Source organism: Pseudomonas sp. F-14 TE3482 (assembly GCF_053629455.1).
In genome coordinates, this window is the sequence record NZ_JBRJII010000001.1 from 5,989,203 (window position 1) to 6,010,133 (window position 20,931).

Sequence of the window (20,931 nt, forward strand, 5' to 3'; positions counted from 1 at the left end):
AATTCTCATTGGTCACTGGAACGAAGCGCTGTCGACGGCGTGATAGACGTAGCGCCCACCAGTCATCCGCTTGATTTCTTCGAGGTAGTTGGAGTTCATCACAAACAGGTTGGCGCCTTCGGGCAAGGCATCCATGGCCTCTTGGGGCGAGGACACCCGCGCGCCGCTAAGGGGCAGATATCGGCCCTGTTTGGCCGGGTTGATATCCACCACGCGATCCACCGCCACACCCGCTCGTTGCAGGAACAGCGAATAAATCACGCCTTTGGACGACGCGCCCCAGATCGCCGAACCTCGCTCAGGCGCGGCCTGAATGATCTGCACGGCGCGGTCAAGGCTGGCGGTGAAACCTTCGGGCAGCGTCAGGCGCGGCACCGGTTGTTCCGGGGTCAGGCGCAGCGTAGCCAGGTCGGCGACGATGTACAGATATTGGCCACCGAACAGGTGACCGGCCTCGTGCACCGTACCGAACATCCGGCGCAGGTCATCGAGGCGGAAATAATTGACGTGCTCGTAGAACAGGTCGAACCAGGCGCGATGCTCGAGAATCCAGTCGAAGCACGGCACTTCGATGTAGATCTGCCCGCCCTGATTGGCCTCGGCGATGACCGCCAGAAAGCCCAACGGATCCTGAATATGCTCCAGCACATGGCGCAGCACGATGGCGTCCGCCGACAGACCCAGGCCGCGAGTGAACGGCGCCTTGATCACATCGCCGTTGTCGCCTTCGTAGGCCGGATCGATACCGGTGATCGAGTAACCCAGGCCTTTGAGCAGCTCTAAAAAATACCCCTTGCCGCAGCCGACTTCGATCAGCTCCTGACCCTTGAAGTGGCGAGCAATGATTCCTTCGACATCGTTCAGGTGCTTCTGGAACTGGCCGGAATGCGCCTGCTCGTTCTGATAGTCAGCGTCGTAGCTGAGTTTGTCGCCGTCGAAGGCCTGATTGAAGATCAGCCCGCTCGCCTCGTCCTGCACCAACAGCATGTCGGCGCTGGCCGAAGCCCTGGCCGACTCCGGGTCGGCAAAGGTACGGTTCTGCAACACCGGCAGGTCGGCGACCCGATACAACTCATGCCTCATGCTCTGCTCCCAGTAGCTGTTGCAAGCGGTCCGCCACGCCCCAGAACGCCATCGGTTCATGGGTCGGGTAAGGGTAATGGCCCAGGTTCAAAGTGATCGATGCGCCGCGTTCACGCAGACGTTGTTCGACCAGCGCTCTGACCGATATCGGCTGGCCGCTGCAGCAATTGATCACGCCATCAAATTCGCGCTGTTGCAGGATCGCGGCGAGGTAACCGGCGGCTGTGTCGATCGCCAGGTAATCGCGCAATTGCTCGCCGGCCGACATGTTGAAGCTGGCGTCGCCGGCCTCGATTGCCCGGTCCAGCGCAGCCAATAAACTGTTAGGGTTCTGCCCTTCCCCGTGCAGGTAAAACAGCCGCGCCCATTGCAGGGTGAACGGTTGAACCTGCTGCAGATTTTCGAGGAACAGCCGTAGCGTGTTTTTCGCCAACCCGTAAGGGTTACTCGGCCGCGCCTCGGTCTGCTCGCTGAGCGGTCCGCTTTGCAGGCCATATTCAAAACAGGTGCCCGTCACCAACACCTGCGACACGCCCGCCTCGACCGCCCCCTTGATGAACCGGTAATCGGCCATAAGGTTGTGTTCGAAGTGAAACAGCGCCTGATAGTTCGGCAACCCTGGCCAGGCGAGATGCGCCAAGGCATCGACACCATCGGTGAGTGCAGCGAAGTCCAGGTCGGCGGCATGAATATCCGCTGCCACGAATTCCACGGCGTTGATCCACGGCAGTTGCGCGGCGGTCTCGACGTTACGCGCCACGGCCCGCACCTCGCAGCCACGGGAGAGCAAGGCCGCGACCAGATGTCGGCCGACGAACCCGGTGGCACCGGTCACCAGCACTTTCACAGCACGGTCAACTCAGGCACAGCGATCACGAAACGGCCATCCCACTGCCGTACCTGCACCAGTTGCTGACTGACTTCGTGCAACAGATTCCATGGCAGCACCAGGATGTAATCGGGTTTCTCCAGATCGATCTGCGCCGGCGAAACGATCGGAATGCGACTGCCCGGCAAGTACTTGCCCTGTTTGTGCGGGTTGGCGTCGGCCACCCAGGCCAGCAGGTCCGGTTTGACCCCGGCGTAGTTGAGCAAGGTGTTGCCCTTGGCCGCCGCGCCATAACCGACCACGCGCTTGCCGTCGGCCTTGGCCTGCAGCAGGAAACGCAGCAGTTCGTGCTTGATGCGTTCGGCAGCGGGCGCCAGGGTGGCGTAGTACTCGGTGGTTTTCACACCCGCATCAAGCTCAGCCTGCAACTGCTCGCGCACCGTCGATTGCACGGCGCGGCGTTCGCCGTCCTTGCGCTGCAAGAACACCCGCAACGACCCGCCATGAGTCGTCAACTGGCTGACATCGAACACCTCCAGCCCATTGCGCTCGCACAGCGTCTGCACGGCGGTCAGGGACAGATAGGAATAATGCTCGTGATACAGCGTGTCGAACTGCTGCCCCGCCATCAGCGTCAGCAGCTGCGGAAACTCGAACGTCGCCACGCCTGTCGGCTTGAGCAAGGTGGCGAAACCACCGAGGAAATCATTGATGTCCGGCACATGGGCGAGCACGTTGTTGGCAGCCATCAGGTCAGCGGCCCAGCCTTCGCTGTTCAACTGCGCAGCGGTGTCGCGACCGAAAAACAGTTCGCGAATCTGCAGGCCTTTTTCCCGCGCCGCCTGCGCGGTGCTGCGGGTTGGCTCAACGCCCAGACAAGGGATGCCGCGCCCCGCCACGTACTGCAACAGGTAACCATCATTGGCGGCGATTTCCACCACGCGGCTGTCGGCGGTCAGGCCGAAGCGTTCGACCATCTCGGCGACATAGCGCTCGGCGTGGGCCAGCCAGGTGCTGGAGAACGAACTGAAATACGCATACTCGGCATCAAACAGACTGTCGGCGCTGGTGTAATCCTCAGTCTGCACCAGCCAGCACTGCTGACACACCGCGACCTTCAGCGGCACCCATTGCTCGGCTTGTTCCAGGCGATCCGCATGCACGTAGGCATTGGACGGCGGCGAGGTGCCGAGATCGATCAGCGGCAGGCTCAGCGGTGCAGCGCAACCACGGCAATTCATAGACGCACTCCAGCGAAGTGTTCATCGAGCAAGGGATGGCTGGAATCCCTGGCCGACAGATTATTGACAGGCAACGGCCAGGCGATGGCCAGCCGTGGATCGTTCACGCTCAAGCCACCCTCATGCGCAGGCGCGTAATCGTTGCTGTGCAGGTAGAGCAATTCGGCGTCGTCGGTGAGGGTCTGGAAACCATGGGCGAACCCGGCCGGGATCAGCAGGCTGCGGCCGTCGCCGGCCTGCAGGTGTTCGGCGTGCCAGTGCAGAAAAGTTTCGGAGTCAGGGCGCAAGTCCACCGCCACATCCCAGACCTCGCCGCGCAGGCAGGTAATCAACTTGGCTTCCGGCGCATTGGCATTTTGATAATGCAGACCGCGCACACTGCCCCGCTCGCGAGTGCAGGAATGATTGATCTGGCGGATATGAAACGTCTGGCCGAAGGCGCTCAGGCTGCCTTCGCAAAACAGCCGAGCGAAGTGCCCGCGATCATCTTCGAAGCGTTTGTGCTGGACACCGAACAGACCGGCCAGCGGCAAGGCTTTCAACAGGAATTCGCTCACAGCGCGCCTCGGTACAGGTTCAACTGGTTCAGGGTGACTTCACGCATGTCATCGCCGTTCTGCCATGCCAGGTGCCAATCGAGGGTCTGGGTCAGGCACTGCTGCAACGACCATTGCGGTTGCCAGCCAAGCAGTTGACGGGCGCGGCTGCTGTCCAGACGCAGCAGACCGGCTTCATGCAAATCACTCGGTTCGATGCGTAAGCCGCGTGCTTGCGGCCAGCGGCTAGCGAGCAATTCGACCACTTCACCGACGCTGCACATGTCCGCTTCGCTCGGGCCAAAATTCCACGCACCGGCAAACGCCGGGCCTTGCTCGTAGAGGCCGGCGGCCAGTTGCAGGTAACCAGCCAATGGTTCCAATGCGTGCTGCCATGGGCGCACGGCTTGCGGGTAGCGCAGGGTCACCGGCTCATCCGCCGACCAGGCTTTGAGTACATCGGGAATCAGGCGCTCAGGCGCAAAGTCGCCACCGCCCAACACATTGCCGGCACGCGCGGTGGCCAACGCCAAGCCATGTTCGGCGTACTTGTCGGCCGGGAAAAACGATGCCGCGTAAGACTGCGCCAACAATTCGCAACAAGCCTTGCTGCTGCTGTAAGGATCGTGACCACCAAGAGCTTCGTCCTCGCGGTACGGCCACAGCCATTCCTTGTTGGCGTAGACCTTGTCGGTGGTCACCAGCACGCAGGCGCGCACGCCGCCGACCTGGCGGATCGCTTCAAGCAGATTGAGCGTGCCCATGACGTTGCTGGAATAGGTGCCGAGCGGATCGCGATAGCCTTCGCGCACCAGCGGTTGAGCCGCCAGGTGCAGAACGATTTGCGGCTGGGTTTCGGCGATCAATTCCAGTAAGGCACCGAGATCACGCAGGTCACCGCGCTGATCATTGATGCCCTCGTGCACGCGGGCCAGTTCGAACAGGCTCGGCTCGGTGGACGGATCGAGCGAAAACCCGCTGACCTCGGCACCGAGGCTTTGCAGCCACAACGTCAACCAGCTGCCTTTGAAACCGGTGTGGCCGGTCAGCAGAACACGTTTGCCGCGCCAGAATTGCGAGCTCAGTCCCATTGCTTCCATGGGGCCTCCCCGCTCTGCCACAGCGCTTCGAGGTGGTTCTTGTCGCGCAGGGTGTCCATCGGATGCCAAAAACCTTCGTGCTCGAAGGCCTTCAACTGTTCATCCTGGGCCAGACGCGCCAAGGGCTCGGCTTCCCAAGTGGTTTCGTCACCGCCGATGTATGACAGCACTTTGGGCGAAAGCACAAAGAACCCGCCATTGATCCAGCCACCGTCGCCACGGGGTTTCTCGGTAAAACCAAGCACCTGATCGCCGTGACGCTCCAGGGCACCGTAACGGCCCGGCGGTTGTACGGCGGTGACGGTCGCCAGACGACCGTGGGCGCTGTGGTAGTCCACCAGTTGACGGATATTGATATCGGAGACGCCGTCGCCGTAGGTGAAGCAGAACGCCTCTTCGTCCTTGAGGTAACGGCCGGCGCGCAACAAGCGGCCGCCGGTCATGGTTTCCTCACCGGTGTCGATGAGCGTGACGCTCCACGGTTCGCTGTAGTTCTGGTGCACGTCCATGCGGTTATTGCGCATGTCGAAGGTGACGTCGGAGGTGTGCAGGAAGTAATTGGCGAAGAAGTCCTTGATCGCATAGCCCTTGTAGCCAAGGCAAATCACGAAATCATGAATCCCATGGGCAGAGTACTGTTTCATGATGTGCCAAAGAATTGGCTTGCCACCGATCTCGATCATCGGCTTGGGCTTGAGGTGCGACTCTTCGCTGATGCGCGTACCGAGACCACCCGCCAGAATTACTGCCTTCATCGCTGTCCTCTTGCTCTTCGCGCGGCGCGGCAGCCCCCGCAAGGGTCGGCGAGCCGTCATGCACATCATTTACCCGCAGCCATTGGGCCGGTCATCCCCTCGGGGGTGAAGGTTTTATGGCGATATACGGGCGACTTGCAGGAAGTGAGCCAATTGCGCAGGACAAAAAAATCGCAGCCTTCGCCAGTCAACACATTCCTGTGAAGCTGTCGAAGGCTGCGATTTTTGATCCTTGGAAGGTAATAGCAGAATCAGTCCGGCAACCAGCCCCATAACCAGTGATTGAGGTTGTCGCCACGCAACATGAAATCGCGATGCACCGCTTCACGCAATTCATCGCCCATACGATAGCTGGCATCCGGGTCAGCCAGGTGCATGCGGATCGCCTGCAGCCATTCGTCCGTGCTGTTGCTATAGACCTTGGTACACGGCAAGTGGCCGCGGTAGGCCTCGGTGTCGGTGCAGATCACCGGGTACCCGCAGGCGCCGTATTCCAGCAGGCGCAGGTTGCTTTTGCAGTCGTTGAAGATATGAAATTCCAGCGGTGCCAGCGCCAGGTCAAGGTTCAGGCTGGCCAGTTTGAATGGGTAGCTCTGCAAACCGATGGTGGAGTGAAACTCGTGAACATACGGACGCAAGGCGTCAGGGCACATGCCGAAGAACACCCACTCGACTTCGTCCGCCAGTTCGCGCACAACCTCGGCAATGATCTCCAGGTCACCGGTGTGGCTGGTGCCGCCCCCCCAGCCGACTCGCGGCTTGCCGGAGGTGCGACGGTGACTGGTCAGTGTCGCCCAAGGGTCCGGCGATAGCATGTTCGGCACCACGCGGATCTCGCTGTGCATACTCGACAAGGCATCGGCCAGTGGCTGAGTGGTGACCACTACGCGATCGCACAGGCCTATGCCTTCGCGCAACAGCTGCTCGGTATTGACCGGTTTGTTGCGGGCGTGGGTGTTTTTCTTCGGCGCACTGACGATGTAGTCGTCGAGTTCGAAAATTCGTAGCGCACTGGAATACTTTTTCATCCGCAGAATGTCACCCGCGGCGCCTTCGCTGTAACGCCCTTGCAGAATGATCGTGTCGGGTGACAGACGCTCGATCTCCACAGTCGACGGCGACTCATAGGCCACCCGCGCGATCACCCGACCGGCTGCTTCGAGTTCGGCCAGCGGCGCGGTTACCCGGTAATGGCCAACGGCGGTGCTGTTAACCGGCAGACCGAGAATCAACGGCAGGGCACGGGTACAAAACGGGTTCCAGTTATTGCGCAGTGACGGCTCCAGACTGAAGCTGGAAATCCCAAGGCTCAGCGCCGGGCTGTAGGCCGGATCCTTGGCGATCTTCGGCAGCCATTTGCGATAAAAGTCCTCCTGTTCACGCTCGCGCAGCGCCAGTGTCGAAGGCTGTGCCGGCGACACATCTTGCGGCACCCACACCACGCTGGCGTAAGGCGTCCAGACCACCAGGTAGCCATCCTTGGTCGCCCGCAAACACAAGTCGACGTCGCTGAGGCCTTGGGTGAAGGTCACCTCATCGAACTGCTCGAGTTCATCGAACACTTGCTTGCGCACCATCAGGCAGTGATTGCTCACCGCACTCCAGTTCTGGGTCACATGCAAACGCTGCATGTAGCCGCGAGAACCGGCCGCTTCGCCATAAAATGGCGAACCGACGGGTCCGGCAAGACCAAGAATCAACCCGGCACTGACGATCGAGCCCTCGGGGCTGAGGATGCGGGCACCGACCACACCCACTTCGGGGCGCTGGGCGTGATTGAGCAATTCATCCAGCCAGTCGCTGTCGCAGATTACCGTCTGCGCACTGAGCAGCAGCAAGTACTCGCCATGCGCCAGGCTCGCGGCAAAGTTACGGATCGCCGCGTCGTTGGCGTCACCGGCGTAACGCAAGACTCGCAGCATTGCGGCGCCCAGTTGCGCCATCGCTTCCAGCCAGTCGAGCATCGCCGGGTCGTCCGTGCCGCTGTCGACGATCAGGATTTCGTATTGGCTATAGGCCGTGCGCTCGATCAGGCCTTCGATGCATCGCTGCAACGCGTACAGCGAATCGCCGGTCTGGATGATGATCGACACCAGCGGTCGCACCCCATGGAGGTAGTCGATGCGGTTGATCAGCGGCAACGCTTCCTGCCGGATCGCGTGCGCCACGCCAATACGATCCAGGTGCGCGCTGACCATGCCGGCGTTGCTCTCGATCACTTCGGGCAACGACAGCCAGGCGGCGAAAGATTGAGTCGACTCTACCTGGATTTCGGCGATGTGCTCGATGGTTTGCGGCCCGGCCTCTTCCACCAGACGCCATAACAAATCATGCGGCGCCAGCTCACCGTGAGCCGGATCGAAACCGCCCAGCGCCATGAAGCGCTGCCGCTCGAAGGCCAGGGTTCGACCGACGTAGGGATAGGCGCGCATCAGATCCAGGTTGAAATCGGGTTTGAACACCGGATCGATCGACTCGCCATCGACCAGCGCGCCTTCGTCACTGTAAGCACAGAGAATGCCCGCCGAACCGGCAATGCGTTCGGCCAGGATCAGCAGAGCCGACTCGCGCAAGGTGTCGCCAGCGTGCAGCAGATAAAACCAGTGAGCGCCTTCCAGTTGCGGTACCACGGCGTTGAGCTGTTGTGCCCAATCCGCCTGGAACGGCAACTGCACCACGCGATCGTCAGTCGCACACAAGGCATCGGACAACACCAGCACTGCCTGAGGCGCGTACAGTTGCTGGCTAATACTCTGCAACGTCGTCTTGAGCCCCGCACCGTCAGCTGTGCTGTCGATCACGATAGGCACGATCTGCGGACGGTACGCCCAACTGTCGAGACGTTGCGGCATGAGCCGTTGCTCGACATCGGAGAACCTGCGGATCGCCAGCCATTCGCGATAGAAATCGGCGTAGCTTTCGCTCTCCCCGCCCACCCGGCCATTCACCACCGTGTTGCGATTGCCCAGAATGCGCACCACACACAACTCTTCCCAGGCGTGGGGCTGGTCGGTGATTTTAGTCAGCTCGATGTAGCGCACCCAACCCGATGCCGGTGCCGATTCACCGCTGCGCGCCGCGAGCATCTGCGAAAGCCAGTTCCACTCCACGGCTGCGGCCTTGACCATTTCAGGGGTTTTGCTCAGGCGCTCCGGATACAGACGTTCAGTGCTCAACACAGTGCTCAGCGACACCAGATTGCCGCGACGCATCAAGCACACGAACAAGGCGAAATCGAGCATGGCGACGAAACCGGCACCTTCCTGAATCAGCGCCGGCAACAGCTCCAGTACATCGGTGCGGCGCATCAGGGTCGAACTGAAGTTACCGAGGAAATTCTTTGGCGTGCCTTCAAAGATCGCCAGCATGTCATCGCCCTTGAGCAAGGCGTCGTTCGGCGAGAACCGGCAGTTGTCGACCCGTGGCGGCAAGATGAAATTGCCGGCGTCGCTGAGCATCCGCAAGGCAAACACCACATTCACGTCCGCGTGGTCAATCAACACCTGCGCCTGCAAGGCAATGCTCGGTGAAAACAGACGGTCGTCGTCGCACAGCACTTTAATGAACTCGCCCCGGGCTTGCTCGACGCAACGCAATACGTTCTTCTGCAAACCCAGACGCTGCGGATTGCGCAAGTAACGAATCGGGTGAGCCGGCTCGACGAAGGTCTCGACAATGTCGCGGATATCGTCGCTGGCCGAATCGTCGCAGATGACGATCTCGACGTGCTCGTAGGTTTGGGCGAGCGCACTTTCCAATGCCTGACTGAAGAAGCGCGGGTTGAAGGCTGGGATGACGATGCTGACGAGGGGGCGTTGATTCACGGCGGAAACTCTCGAGCGGCGGGCCTCTACCCTTTCAGGCAGAGGCCCCGGAACCGCTTAAAAAAAGACGGTTGGCTGCTCGGCAGGCGCAGGCTCAGACCTTGTTGAACAGGCCCAACTGAGCAATCTTGCTGAAGGCCAGTTGCGAGGCTTGCAACATGGTTTGTTGCAGGGTCAGACGGGTCATCACTTCAGCCGGATCGGAATCGCGGATCGATGATTGGGTCTGGGCATTAGCCAGTTTCAAGCTCTGGTTGGTATCGCTCTGGGTATCCAGGGCAGCACCGCGACCACCGACCGAGCTCAAGGCACTGGACAGCTGATCGGTGCCGCTGGCCAGGTTGGCAATACCGGAAGCCAATGACGCTTGCAGCTTCTGAGTAGCGATCGGATCACCGTTGGTTGGCGTATTCAGCGCGGTTTTCAACTGGCTCACGGTGTCCAGGATGTTCTGGGTTTCGTGAGTGTTGACCGCGATGCTGAACTGATCGTTGGCAGCCGGCGTACCACTCAACGTGAAACTCACACCCGATGCAGTGGCGACGCTACCGGCCATGGTTCCGCTAGACACAGGCTTGCTGCTGGCCGTCAAAGGCGCCGCATACAGGTCGAAGGCGGTGGCGCTGGTAAACTTGAGGATCGCCGAACCGGTAGGGAAACTGGCGTGGTAATCCGCCGGGTTGGTGATGCTGCTGGTGGTGACCTGCGCCGCCGAAGGGTTGCCCGGGCTGCCGGTTGCGCTGAAGGTGTCCGGCTTGGCCGCCAGGGTAAACGTGTGGCCAGGCAGCACGGTCGCCGCCGTGTCGCCGGCGCTCAGGTTGATGTTCAGGGTCAGCTCGACGCCACGGAAAGTGACGGCCTGGCCGGTCTTGCTGGCAGGATCGAACGCGCCGCCCTGACTGGCTTCGGCAGTCACGTCATTGCCGCCCGAGTCAGTGATTTTCAGCTGGGTGCCGCTGACGAAGTCCACGGTATACGGCTCGCCGCTGCGGAATTTGGCGTTGTAGGTGACGTTCGACGACACTTGGCCGTTGGACAGGGTCACGCGACCGTCATCCACGACCGGCGCGGTCCGGGTGACCTCGCTACGGCTGGTGTTGATCGCCTGCTGGAATGCATCCCAACCGGTGCTGTTGGTGGCCATCGACATGGTGTCGCCGATCGCCAGGTCAAGCGTTACCTGGTCACCGTTGTAGCTGTAGGTGCCATCGTTGTTACGTGTGAACGGCACGGTATCGCCCTTGGAACCGGCGAAGATGTATTTGCCGTTCTCGTCTTTGCTGTTCATCAGGCTGAGCAGCTGCTCTTCGATCTGCCCCAGCTCCGATGCGTTGGCCTGGCGGTCGGCATCGGTATAACCGGCGTTGCCTGCGCCTACGGCCAATTCCTTGGCGCGTTGCAGCACGTTATTGATGCTGGTCATCACTGCTTCCGTGGTGCCCAGGGTTGCCTTGATGGTGGTGGTATTGGCTTCGTACTGATCAAGCATCGAAGCCTGCTGACCCAGTTGCAGCAAACGCGAAGCGCCGACCGGATCATCCGCCGCGGTATTCACACGAACCAGGCTGCTGGCCTCTTCGCTGCTCTTGACCACGTTGGCGAAGTTCTTCTGATAGTTGGCGGCAGAGGACTCGTAAAACTGGGCGGTAGAAATGCGCATGGGCTACGACTCCTTAAAGACTGTTGATCAGTGTGCTGAAGATTTCCTGCGCAGCCTTGATGATCTGCGAAGACGCGGTGTAGTACTGCTGGTACTTGACCAGGTTGCCGGTTTCCTCATCGAGGTCGACCCCGGACAACGAGTCGCGAGCGCCCTTGGCGTTGGCCAGAATCGCTTCGGTGGCAGCGCTGTCGAGCTTGCCTTGGGCGGCTTTGGCGCCTACGCCCTCAACCAGTTTGCCGTAGGCGTCGGTCAGGGAAATGCCTTTGCTCGCCGAACCGGTATCCACGGTCTGCCTGGTCTGCAAGCCGGCCAGCGCGGTACCGTTGCGGTTGTCCAGCGTACCCGGTTGGCTGAGCGAAACGTTGATCGCAGAGCCTTGACCTGGCGAACCGGCCACGGTCATGTCAAACGACACAGTGCGCTGCACAATTGGCGGCCCAGGGTCATTGATCGCGGCGCCGCTGGCGTCGACCAGTGGAATGGTCAGGCTCAGCGTATTGTTCTGGCCCGGCACGATGGTGCCTGTGCTGAGCGAGTTGCCTTGGGCATCGAGCATTTGGTAAGTCTGAGTCGTACCACCGGCCGCACCAAATACGATTTTGACCGGCGTCGACGTCTTCAGGCCGTTCTGGATCGTGGTGGTAGTCGCCGTGTCGTAGATATCGAACTTCGTGGTCAGGGTCGGTTGACCGCTGGCCGGAATCGTCAATGTGCCGCTGCCACCCGGCGCGATGGCGGCGCCCAAGGGTGCCGCGATGGCCAGACGCTTGGAGTCGGTCATCTCGGTCTTGATGGTGGTCGCCGCGTTGCGGGTCGGGGTGATCTTGAAGGTGTCGCCGGCGGCTGCGGTGCCACCGGTGAGCTTCATCGAGAAACCATCGATCACTGGCGGCGGCGTGGTCAGCGTGCTGAATGCGCCCATGGCGGTGCCTTCAGGCAGGCGCTGCACGGTGTAGTTCGTGGCGCTGGTGAAGGTGACCTTGTAATCGTTGATGGTCAGCTTGCCGCTGTCCTCGATGCTCACCTCGAAGTTGCCTGAGCCGGCGCTGTTGCCGACCGTGGCGACGCTGCGCTGAGCCATTTGCGCGGCACTGTTGATGCTGTTGAACAGGTTCGAACCGAAGTCACCGTTCTTGTCGATGCCCTGGGCCTGGATGGTATTCATCTGATCGGCGACGACCAGTGCCACACGTCCCAGCTCGTTCATGGCCGGGTCCAGCACGGTGCTGCGATAGCGCAGCAAGCCGCCCATTTCACCACCGGTCATCACCGAAGTGATGTCGATGGTGCTCGAACCACGATTGAGCTGAATGGCCGAGCGCGAAGGATCGTCTTTGCTTGGCACCACTTCCAGTTTGCTGGCGGTGCTGCCCATGACCAGCGGCTGACCGCTGCCCAGGTAAATGTCGAGGTTACCGTCACGCTCCATCACCTGCGCACCGGTGAAAGTGGACAGTTGGCGTACGGTCTCGTTGCGCGCATCGAGCAAGTCGTTGGGCTGGCCGCCGGCTTTGGAAACTTCGGAAATCTTCTGGTTCAGCTGGGCCACGGTGGCGGCCAGTTTATTGACCTGATCGGCCATGTCCGCCAGGTTGCCGTTGACGTTGGCGTTCTGCTGCGTCAACTGGCTGGAGATCGAGTTGAACCGGTTGCTCAGGGCCTGCGCATCGCTGAGCAGCAGTTGGCGGGAAGCATCGTCGCCCGGCTTGGCGTTGACGTTCTGTACCGAGGCGAAGAACTTGGTCAAGGCGCCATTGAGGCCGGTGCCGCTGTCCGAGAGCAACTTATCGAGCGGGCTGATCTGCCCGGCGTAGGCAGCCGAGTCGCTGTTAAGCGAAGTGGTGGTCTGCAGTTGCGCATCGAGGTAGCTGTTGTACACCCGACGCACATCGGCCAGGGTCGTACCGGTGCCGATGTAGACATTGCCGAACTGATTCGAAGCCTTGGTGCCCTGCACGGTTTGCTGGCGTGAGTACCCGGCGGTGTCGGCGTTGGCAATGTTATTGCCGGTAGTCATCAGCGCGGATTGGCCAGCGGCCAGACCCGACATCCCGATATTGAGCAAACTCATGGTTCAGACCTTATGCCTTGTGCCTATAAAGGCGTAGTGGAAGCGCCCGCCGCAGCGTAGTTTTGGTAACTCGTCATCTGCTTGGCTATCTGCGAAATCTTGCTTGCGTAATCCGGATCGGTTGCATACCCGGCTTTTTGCAACTCGCGTACAAACTGTTCTGGGTTATCGGCCGACTTCAGCACATCTTGATAGCGGTTATTGCTTTGCAGCAGCGTTACAAGGTCATGGAAGCTGTCTTTGTAAGAGCCGTAGGAACGGAACTCAGCCGTCTCCTTGACCATCTCGCCATTTCTGAATTCGCTGGTGATCGCCCGCGCCGAATCGCCCTTCCAGTTACTGCTGGCCTTGATGCCGAACAGGTTGTGGCTGCTGCTGCCATCCTGGGCGCGCATGACCGATTTGCCCCAACCGGTTTCCAGGGCAGCCTGAGCCACCAGGTAACGCGGATCGACACCGATACGGTCGGCAGCTTCTTTGGCCATCGGCAGCATGGTATTGACGAATTCGTCGGCGGAACTGAAGGCTTTCTTCGCCGGCGCCAGGGGTATTTGGGCCATGGCACGCCCATAAATCTGCATACGCCCGGTGGCCGCTGTATCCGTTTGCGCAGCCAGCCAGTCGCCGTTGTACAGGGGGCCGGAACCGGTCCTGGTGCTCTGCGGCATCTGGATAGTGTTCTGCGCCGTTATGACGGTTGTTGCAGCGGTCGATGCCGACGGCACCAGCCCGGCGAGCAAACGATCAGCCAGTTTCGGCGGCAGCGCCAGACGCCGCTGATTGATCAGCGCCATGTCATTGCGATGAGCGCCCTCGCCCGCGCTTGTCGGCGTCTTCACTGAGCGCGAAGCCCACAACGGGCGCTCGCCATTGAGACGCGACAGCGGCCCGTTGGTGGCGACCGTACCGGCGGCAATCGGTGTTTCCACGGCGGCTTTCGCCGCAGCTTGCTTGGCGGCAGACGCTGCCGCGGCCTCACCCGGCGCCATCGGCTTGTTCTTCGACATCTGACGCATCAGCACGTCCGCCAGGCCAATACCGCCGCCTTCGCGGGACAGGGAAACGGCCAACTGCTGGTCGTACATTTCCTGGTATTGCTTGGCTGCCGGTGTGTTGAGCGGGTTGTCCTGGCCCAACGCTTCGGTGGCCGAACGCATCGACTTGAGCATTTCACCAAGGAACAGCGACTCGAATTCCTGCGCCACTTTGCGCATGTTCGCATCGCTGTTCTTGTCGCCGACCTTGAGCTGGTTCAGGCGGTTCAGGTCCGAGTAGGAACCCGAATCGCTGCTGCTGACCAGACCGCTTTTGCGCATATCCATGGTCGCCGTCCTCAGATCACAATCAGGTCGGCTTGCAACGCGCCGGCCTGCTTCAGCGCTTCGAGGATCGCCATCAAGTCACCCGGTGCCGCGCCGACCTGGTTCACCGCACGGACGATTTCGTCGAGGGTGGTGCCCGGGCCGAATTTGAACATTGGCTTGGCTTCTTGCTGAGCGTTGACCCGCGAGCGCGGCACAACCGCCGTCTGCCCGTTGGACAAAGGGCCGGGCTGGCTAACGATCGGGTCTTCGGTGATGGTTACGGTCAGGCTGCCGTGGGTCACGGCGGCCGGGGAAACCTTGACGTTCTGGCCGATCACGATGGTGCCGGTGCGCGAGTTGATGATGACTTTCGCCACCGCCTGACCCGGGTCGACTTCGAGGTTTTCGAGGATCGACAAATAGTCGACCCGCTGGCTCGGATCGAGTGGCGCAGTCACGCGGATCGAACCACCGTCGATGGCCTGAGCGACGCCAGGGCCAAGCATGTTGTTGATCTTGTCGACGATGCGCTTGGCGGTAGTGAAGTCCGAACGGTTGAGGTTCAGGGTCAGGCTGTTGCCCTGATTGAAACCGCTTGGTACGGCACGCTCGACCGACGCACCGCCAGGGATGCGACCGGCCGACGGAACGTTGACGGTGATCTTCGAACCGTCACGCCCTTCGGCATCGAAACCGCCAACCACCAGGTTGCCCTGAGCGACGGCGTAGACGTTGCCGTCGATACCTTTGAGCGGCGTCAGCAACAACGTACCGCCACGCAGGCTCTTGGAGTTACCGATGGACGCAACGGTGATATCTATCTGTTGACCGGGCTTGGCGAACGCCGGCAGATCAGCACTGATCGACACCGCCGCGACGTTCTTCAATTGCACGTTGCCCGAACCTGCCGGCACCTTGATGCCGAACTGCGAAAGCATGTTGTTGAAGGTCTGCAGGGTGAACGGGGTCTGGGTCGTCTGATCGCCGGTGCCGTTAAGCCCGACCACCAGGCCGTAGCCGATCAATTGGTTGGAACGCACACCGGAAATACTGGCGATGTCCTTCAGCCGCTCGGCTTGAGCGTCGAAGGCTGCGGACATCAGGAGCGCAGCCACCATCAGGTGTTTGAAGTTCAACATGCTCACCAGAGAAGCCACCTAGAAAGGGAACAGCGGACTGAGGAAGAAACGGTCGAACCAGCCTGGCTGACTCGCATCGGCAAACGCACCGGTGCCCGAATAGGTGATGCGTGCATCGGCGACGCGGGTCGACGACACGGTGTTGTCGGTGGCGATGTCATCGGCGCGAACGAGGCCGGCAATCCGCACCAGCTCATCACCGGTGTTCAGGGTCAGCCACTTCTCGCCGCGCACGGCGATGATGCCGTTGGGCAACACGTCGGCGACGGTCACGGTGATCGAACCGGTCAGGCTGTTGCTCTGGCCGGACTTGCTGTCGCCCTTGGTGGCGCGGTCACCTTCATAACCGACGTCCAGGCTCAGGCTACCGCTGCCCACAGGATCACTGGTGCTCAGGCCGCCCCCAAAAAACGAGCTCAGGCCGATGTCGGTCTTGCTGTTCTTGTCGATCTGCGAGTTGGCGTTCTTGCTCGCCTGGGTGCGCTCGTTCAGGGTGATGGTGATGATGTCACCGACCCGGAACGCCTTGCGGTCGCTGTACAGGTTCTGTTCGAAACCGGCCTGGTAGATCGAGCCATTATTGGCGGCAGCCGGCAGCGGCGTGCGCGGCAACACCGGGGCGTAGTAAGGGTCATTGGGCTTGGGCGGCGGGGCAACGCAGCCCGCGAGCACGACGACCCCACTCAGTGCCAGAACAGATACAAAGCGATTCATGACCCTACCTCACGGTATTGCAGGCGACCTCATGGCCGCCTCATAGACTTGATTACAGATTCTGCGTTACGAACGAGAGCATCTGGTCGGCGGTGGAGATCACCTTGGAGTTCATCTCGTAGGCGCGCTGAGTGGTGATCATGTTGACCATCTCTTCAACGGTGCTGACGTTGGACGTCTCCAGGGTGTTCTGCAGCGTGGTGCCGAAACCGGCGAGGCCCGGGGTGCCGACTTGCGGCGCGCCACTGGCAGCAGTTTCCAGGAACAGGTTGTTACCCACCGCTTGCAGACCGGCCGGGTTGATGAAGTCGGCGGTTTGCAGGTTGCCGATCACCTGGGAAGCCGGGTTGCCGGCGACGGTGATGGACACGGTGCCGTCACGGCCGACGGTGAAAGTCTGGGCGTCGTTCGGAATGACAATGGCCGGCTCCAGGGCGAAACCGCTGGCGTTGACGATCTGGCCGTTGGAATCCAGGTGGAACGTACCGTCACGGGTGTAGGACGTGGTGCCGTCCGGCTGCAGGATCTGGAAGAAACCGCGACCGTCGATGGCCATGTCCAACGGTTGCTCGGTGGTTTGCAGGCTGCCGGCGGTGAAGTTTTTCTGGGTGCCGACGATGCGCACACCGGTACCCACTTGCAGACCCGACGGCAATTCGCTGTCCTGGGTCGACTGGGCGCCTGGCTGGCGTTTGATCTGATACAGCAAGTCCTGGAACTCGGCGCGATCACGTTTGAAACCCGTGGTCGATACGTTCGCCAGGTTGTTGGAAATGGTGGTGAGGTTGGTGTCCTGGGCGGACAGACCTGTTTTGGCAACCCATAGAGCCGGAAGCATTCGATTCTCCTCGTGCGCCTGTTTTACGGCGCGACGTTCTGATAATTAGCTGATCTGCAAGACCCGAGCCATGGCCTGGTCATCGTCTTTGGCGGTGTTCATCATCTTGATGTGCAGCTCGAACTGCTTGGCCAGCGCCAGCACCGAGGTCATTTCCTCCACGGCGTTGACGTTGCTCGACTCAAGGAACCCGGATACCAGTTTGACGTTGGCATCGGCCTGCGCCGGCTTGCCGTCCTTGGTGTGGATCGAACCGTCCAGGCCTTTGGTCATGTTCTTGAAGTCCGGGTTGACCAGTTTGATGCGGTCGACTTCGGCCATCACGCGAGGGCCTTCGCCCATCGCACGGATGCTGATGGTGCCGTCTTCGCCGACTTCGATTTGCTGCTCGGGCGGCACGGCAATCGGCCCACCATTGCCTACCACCGGCATACCGTTGCCGGCACGCAGCACGCCCAGGGCGTCAACGTTCAAGCTGCCGGTGCGCACGTAGCTTTCACCGCCATCGGGGTTCTGCACGGCGATCCAGCCGTTGCCCTGCACCGCGACATCGAGGTCGCGACCGGTTTCTACCAGCGAGCCAGGGGAGAAGTCGGTGGCCGGACGTTCGCTCATGGCAAACGCACGCGCCGGAAAGCTGTCACCAAACACCGGCATCGAACGGGCCTGTTCCAGGTCCTTCTGAAAACCGTTGGTAGAGATGTTCGCCAGGTTGTTGGCATGAGCCTTCTGCGCCAGTGCATTCTGGCTGGCGCCGGTCATTGCCACATAAAGGTACTTGTCCACACTCTTTCCTCTGCATGCCGGACGTTTGCCGCCCACCGCTGTACTGCTGAGCCATAAGCAATTTGCAGACCAACTTTTTTCTGGCGGCGCAGGGCCCGGCAAACAAAGGACTTGAGGGATTCAGAGGGGATTGGGGGAATGTGCCGAAGACGAAAAACCGGCGGTGTTATGCCGCTTCGCGGCAAGGCTCTCATGGCCAAGTTCATCCCCCTGTGGCGAGGGAGCTTGCTCCCGTTCGGGCGCGAAGCGGCCGCAAAACCATCCCGCGTGATTTGCCTGCAATAACTCGATTGTCTTTTTTGGGGCTGCTGCGTAGCCCAGCGGGAGCAAGCTCCCTCGCCACAAAAGCTCCCTCGCCACATCAGGTGTTGTCTTTACCAACCTCATACTCACGCAACTTATTGGCAATGGTGGTATGCGAAACCCCCAACCGCTTGCCCAGTTGCCGACTGCTCGGATGCTCGGAATACAAACGCTCCAGCACCGCTTTCTCAAAGCGCCCGACAATCTCGTCCAAGCCACCCTCAAGCGAAAAATCGCCGAGGGGCTGACGCACACCGTAATCCGGCAGGCGAATATGTTCAGCCTTGACCGTCCCGCCGTCGCACAGGGAAACCGCCTGGAACAGTACGTTTTCCAACTGTCGCACATTGCCCGGCCAGTGATAGTGACTGAGCCGTTCCATGGCCGCTGGCGCCAGTTTCGGCAACGGGCAACCGATCTGCCGACTGGCCTGATCGAGGAAGTGCTCCACCAGCGGCGCCAGTCCGTCGAGGCATTCGCGCAGCGGCGGGATGTGCAGCGAGAGCACGTTCAAACGGTGGTACAAATCCTGGCGAAACTCACCGCGAGCGCACAGCTCGGACAAGTCCACTTGCGTTGCGCAGATCACCCGCACATCCAGATAGACCTCTTCATCGCTGCCGACACGACGGAAGCAACCGTCCTGCAGAAAGCGCAGCAATTTCACCTGCAAGCGCGGGCTCATTTCGCCGACGCCGTCGAGAAACAACGTACCGCCCGCCGTCAGCTCCAACAGCCCGAGCTTGCCTTCGGCCCGCGCGCCTTCGAAGGCACCGGGACCGTAGCCGAACAGTTCGGTCTCGGCCATGGACTCTGGCAGACCGGCACAGTTGAGCGCCATCAACGGTGATTGCCCACGCGGGCTCGCCAAGTGACAGGCCCGCGCCAACAACTCTTTGCCGGTGCCGGTTTCGCCTTCTATCAATAGCGGCGCGTCCAGCGGGGCCATGCGCCGCGCTTCGCGTACCACCGCCGCCATCACTTTCGAGCTTTGGAAAATGCTGTCGAAGCCACGCAATTCCTGCTTGCGCACGTTATAGATGCGCTCGCCCACCCGGTCCGCCCGGTGCAACGTCAACACCGCACCGGCCATGGCCTCGCTTTCGTCATGCTCCGATTGCAGCGGCGCGATGTCGGCGAGAAACACGTCGCCCTTGACCTTGACCCGCAAGCCGTTGATCCGTGACTTGTTGGCGCGCACCAGTTCCGGCAAATCAAAATCCTCGGCGTACCGCGACAGCGGTATCCCCGGCACCTCGTCCACCCGCACCCCGAGCAACTGCGCCGCCGCACGGTTGGCCGCGACGATGGAGCCGCCCATGTCGATCGACAGCACCGGAAACTCCAAGGCACCAAGCAAGGCATTGAGTTCCATATGCCGACGCTCGCTGGGCATCAGCCCTACGCGTTTGACGCCGAATACCCCGCCAATCGCCTCAAACTTCGGACGCAACGCCTGAAACTGAATGTTGATCAGGTTCGGGCAGTGCAGGTAGATCGCATTGCCGTGCTCACCGCCCACTTCGCCGCGAGCGACGTTGATCCCGTACTCGACCAGCAGGTTGAGAATGTCGCGCAGGATACCGATGCGGTTCTGGCAGTGAACTTTGATACGCATATAAAGGCCCGTAACAGCGGTGATCGAGGCCCGGCGCAGGAAATTTTCTGCGTAGGCACCAAGTTAGTCGTCAAGATTATGTGACACCCGTGCGCCATTTCAAACCCGCAAATATCAATACTTGCGCCATAGCGACCAATCCGTAACGAATACTTTACGAAAAGCCGGGATTTTTCCAACTCTCACCGCGGATCACCTGCTGCAACACTGCACGCCTTGGGGTATTTCTAGGTCTATAGCTGTACACACAACAAGAACGTATCCCCTAGCAGGAGAGCAGCATGAAGCAGACGCAATACGTGGCTCGTGAGCCCGATGCGCAAGGTTTTATCGACTACCCCGCCGAAGAACACGCGGTGTGGAACACGCTGATCACTCGCCAACTGAAAGTGGTCGAGGGCCGTGCGTGCCAGGAATACCTGGACGGTATCGAAAAACTCGGTCTGCCCCACGACCGCATTCCGCAACTCGGTGAAATCAACAAGGTCCTCGGTGAAACCACCGGTTGGCAGGTTGCCCGAGTCCCCGCACTGATTCCCTTCCAGACCTTTTTCGAATTGCTGGCGAACAAGCAGTTCCCGGTGGCGACGTTTATTCGTACCCGCGAAGAGCTGGATTACCTGCAAGAACCGGACATTTTCCACGAGATCTTTGGCCACTGTCCGCTGCTGACCAATCCCTGGTTCGCCGAATTCACCCACACCTACGGCAAACTTGGCCTACAGGCTTCCAAGGAAGAACGGGTGTACCTGGCGCGCCTGTACTGGATGACCATCGAGTTCGGCCTGGTCGACACGCCACAAGGCCTGCGCATCTATGGCGGCGGCATTCTGTCCTCGCCGAAAGAAACCGTTTACTGCTTGTCGAACGAGCCTGAGCATCAGGCCTTCGACCCGCTGGAATGCATGCGCACGCCGTACCGCATCGACATTCTGCAACCGCTGTACTTTGTCCTGCCGAACCTCAAGCGCCTGTTCGATCTGGCCCACGAAGACATCATGGGCATGGTCAAGCAAGGTATGCAGCTGGGGTTGCGCGCGCCGAAATTTCCGCCAAAAGCCGCGTGACCCGCGTCTTTTGGCATCAAGTGAGTCTGTTACGGATCGCCGCTTTGCTTTAGCGTGGTC

At 60.6% G+C, this 20,931-nt stretch carries 16 protein-coding genes; 1 reads left to right on the top strand and 15 read right to left on the bottom strand.

What is annotated here, in order from left to right; genetic code table 11:
* Positions 1–12: 12 nt before the first annotated feature.
* The 15 genes from AB7M26_RS27200 to AB7M26_RS27270 form a co-directional block, all read right to left on the bottom strand.
* Positions 13–1,083: a class I SAM-dependent methyltransferase gene (locus AB7M26_RS27200; protein ID WP_123496002.1), complete on the bottom strand. Its 1,071-nt coding sequence runs from the start codon at positions 1,081–1,083 to the stop codon at positions 13–15.
* Entirely contained in the window at positions 1,073–1,930 is an 858-nt protein-coding gene (locus tag AB7M26_RS27205; RefSeq protein ID WP_123496000.1) for an NAD-dependent epimerase/dehydratase family protein, read from the bottom strand. Before AB7M26_RS27205 ends, AB7M26_RS27200 begins: the two co-directional genes overlap by 11 nt.
* Complete coding sequence (locus tag AB7M26_RS27210) at positions 1,927–3,153, bottom strand: methyltransferase domain-containing protein (protein WP_429387009.1); 1,227 nt, start codon at positions 3,151–3,153, stop codon at positions 1,927–1,929. The genes AB7M26_RS27205 and AB7M26_RS27210 overlap by 4 nt, the downstream gene beginning before the upstream one ends.
* The gene (locus tag AB7M26_RS27215; protein ID WP_123495996.1) at positions 3,150–3,710 is read right to left on the bottom strand and encodes a dTDP-4-dehydrorhamnose 3,5-epimerase family protein; all 561 of its coding nucleotides are present in this window, start codon (positions 3,708–3,710) and stop codon (positions 3,150–3,152) included. Before AB7M26_RS27215 ends, AB7M26_RS27210 begins: the two co-directional genes overlap by 4 nt.
* A complete protein-coding gene (gene rfbG / locus AB7M26_RS27220; RefSeq protein ID WP_429387012.1) occupies positions 3,707–4,789 on the bottom strand; it encodes a CDP-glucose 4,6-dehydratase in 1,083 nt (360 codons plus the stop codon). The genes AB7M26_RS27215 and rfbG overlap by 4 nt, the downstream gene beginning before the upstream one ends.
* Complete coding sequence (gene rfbF / locus AB7M26_RS27225; RefSeq protein WP_008072576.1) at positions 4,771–5,544, bottom strand: glucose-1-phosphate cytidylyltransferase; 774 nt, start codon at positions 5,542–5,544, stop codon at positions 4,771–4,773. Before rfbF ends, rfbG begins: the two co-directional genes overlap by 19 nt.
* A 251-nt stretch (positions 5,545–5,795) precedes the next feature.
* Positions 5,796–9,368 (bottom strand): glycosyltransferase, encoded by a 3,573-nt coding sequence (locus AB7M26_RS27230; protein ID WP_123495992.1) that lies wholly within the window; start codon positions 9,366–9,368, stop codon positions 5,796–5,798.
* Positions 9,369–9,462: 94 nt separating this feature from the next.
* Complete coding sequence (locus tag AB7M26_RS27235) at positions 9,463–11,028, bottom strand: flagellar hook-associated protein 3 (protein WP_123495990.1); 1,566 nt, start codon at positions 11,026–11,028, stop codon at positions 9,463–9,465.
* A gap of 13 nt (positions 11,029–11,041) precedes the next feature.
* Positions 11,042–13,102 (bottom strand): flagellar hook-associated protein FlgK, encoded by a 2,061-nt coding sequence (gene flgK, locus AB7M26_RS27240; RefSeq protein WP_429387014.1) that lies wholly within the window; start codon positions 13,100–13,102, stop codon positions 11,042–11,044.
* A gap of 23 nt (positions 13,103–13,125) precedes the next feature.
* Entirely contained in the window at positions 13,126–14,424 is a 1,299-nt protein-coding gene (flgJ, locus tag AB7M26_RS27245) for a flagellar assembly peptidoglycan hydrolase FlgJ (RefSeq protein WP_429387016.1), read from the bottom strand.
* Between the two features lie 11 nt (positions 14,425–14,435).
* Positions 14,436–15,545 (bottom strand): flagellar basal body P-ring protein FlgI, encoded by a 1,110-nt coding sequence (locus AB7M26_RS27250; RefSeq protein WP_008072568.1) that lies wholly within the window; start codon positions 15,543–15,545, stop codon positions 14,436–14,438.
* 18 nt (positions 15,546–15,563) lie between these two features.
* Positions 15,564–16,259, bottom strand: a complete 696-nt coding sequence (flgH, locus tag AB7M26_RS27255; protein WP_052966739.1) for a flagellar basal body L-ring protein FlgH — start codon at positions 16,257–16,259, stop codon at positions 15,564–15,566.
* A gap of 52 nt (positions 16,260–16,311) precedes the next feature.
* Positions 16,312–17,097, bottom strand: coding sequence for a flagellar basal-body rod protein FlgG (gene flgG / locus AB7M26_RS27260; protein ID WP_008011001.1), 786 nt, complete (start codon positions 17,095–17,097; stop codon positions 16,312–16,314).
* Between the two features lie 45 nt (positions 17,098–17,142).
* Entirely contained in the window at positions 17,143–17,883 is a 741-nt protein-coding gene (locus tag AB7M26_RS27265; protein ID WP_008074885.1) for a flagellar basal body rod protein FlgF, read from the bottom strand.
* Between the two features lie 361 nt (positions 17,884–18,244).
* Entirely contained in the window at positions 18,245–19,804 is a 1,560-nt protein-coding gene (locus AB7M26_RS27270) for a sigma-54-dependent phenylalanine hydroxylase transcriptional regulator PhhR (RefSeq protein ID WP_007902506.1), read from the bottom strand.
* Between the two features lie 281 nt (positions 19,805–20,085).
* Between AB7M26_RS27270 and phhA the strand changes: the two genes are divergently transcribed.
* Positions 20,086–20,871, top strand: a complete 786-nt coding sequence (phhA, locus tag AB7M26_RS27275; RefSeq protein WP_008074887.1) for a phenylalanine 4-monooxygenase — start codon at positions 20,086–20,088, stop codon at positions 20,869–20,871.
* The last annotated feature ends 60 nt before the right edge of the window (positions 20,872–20,931 follow it).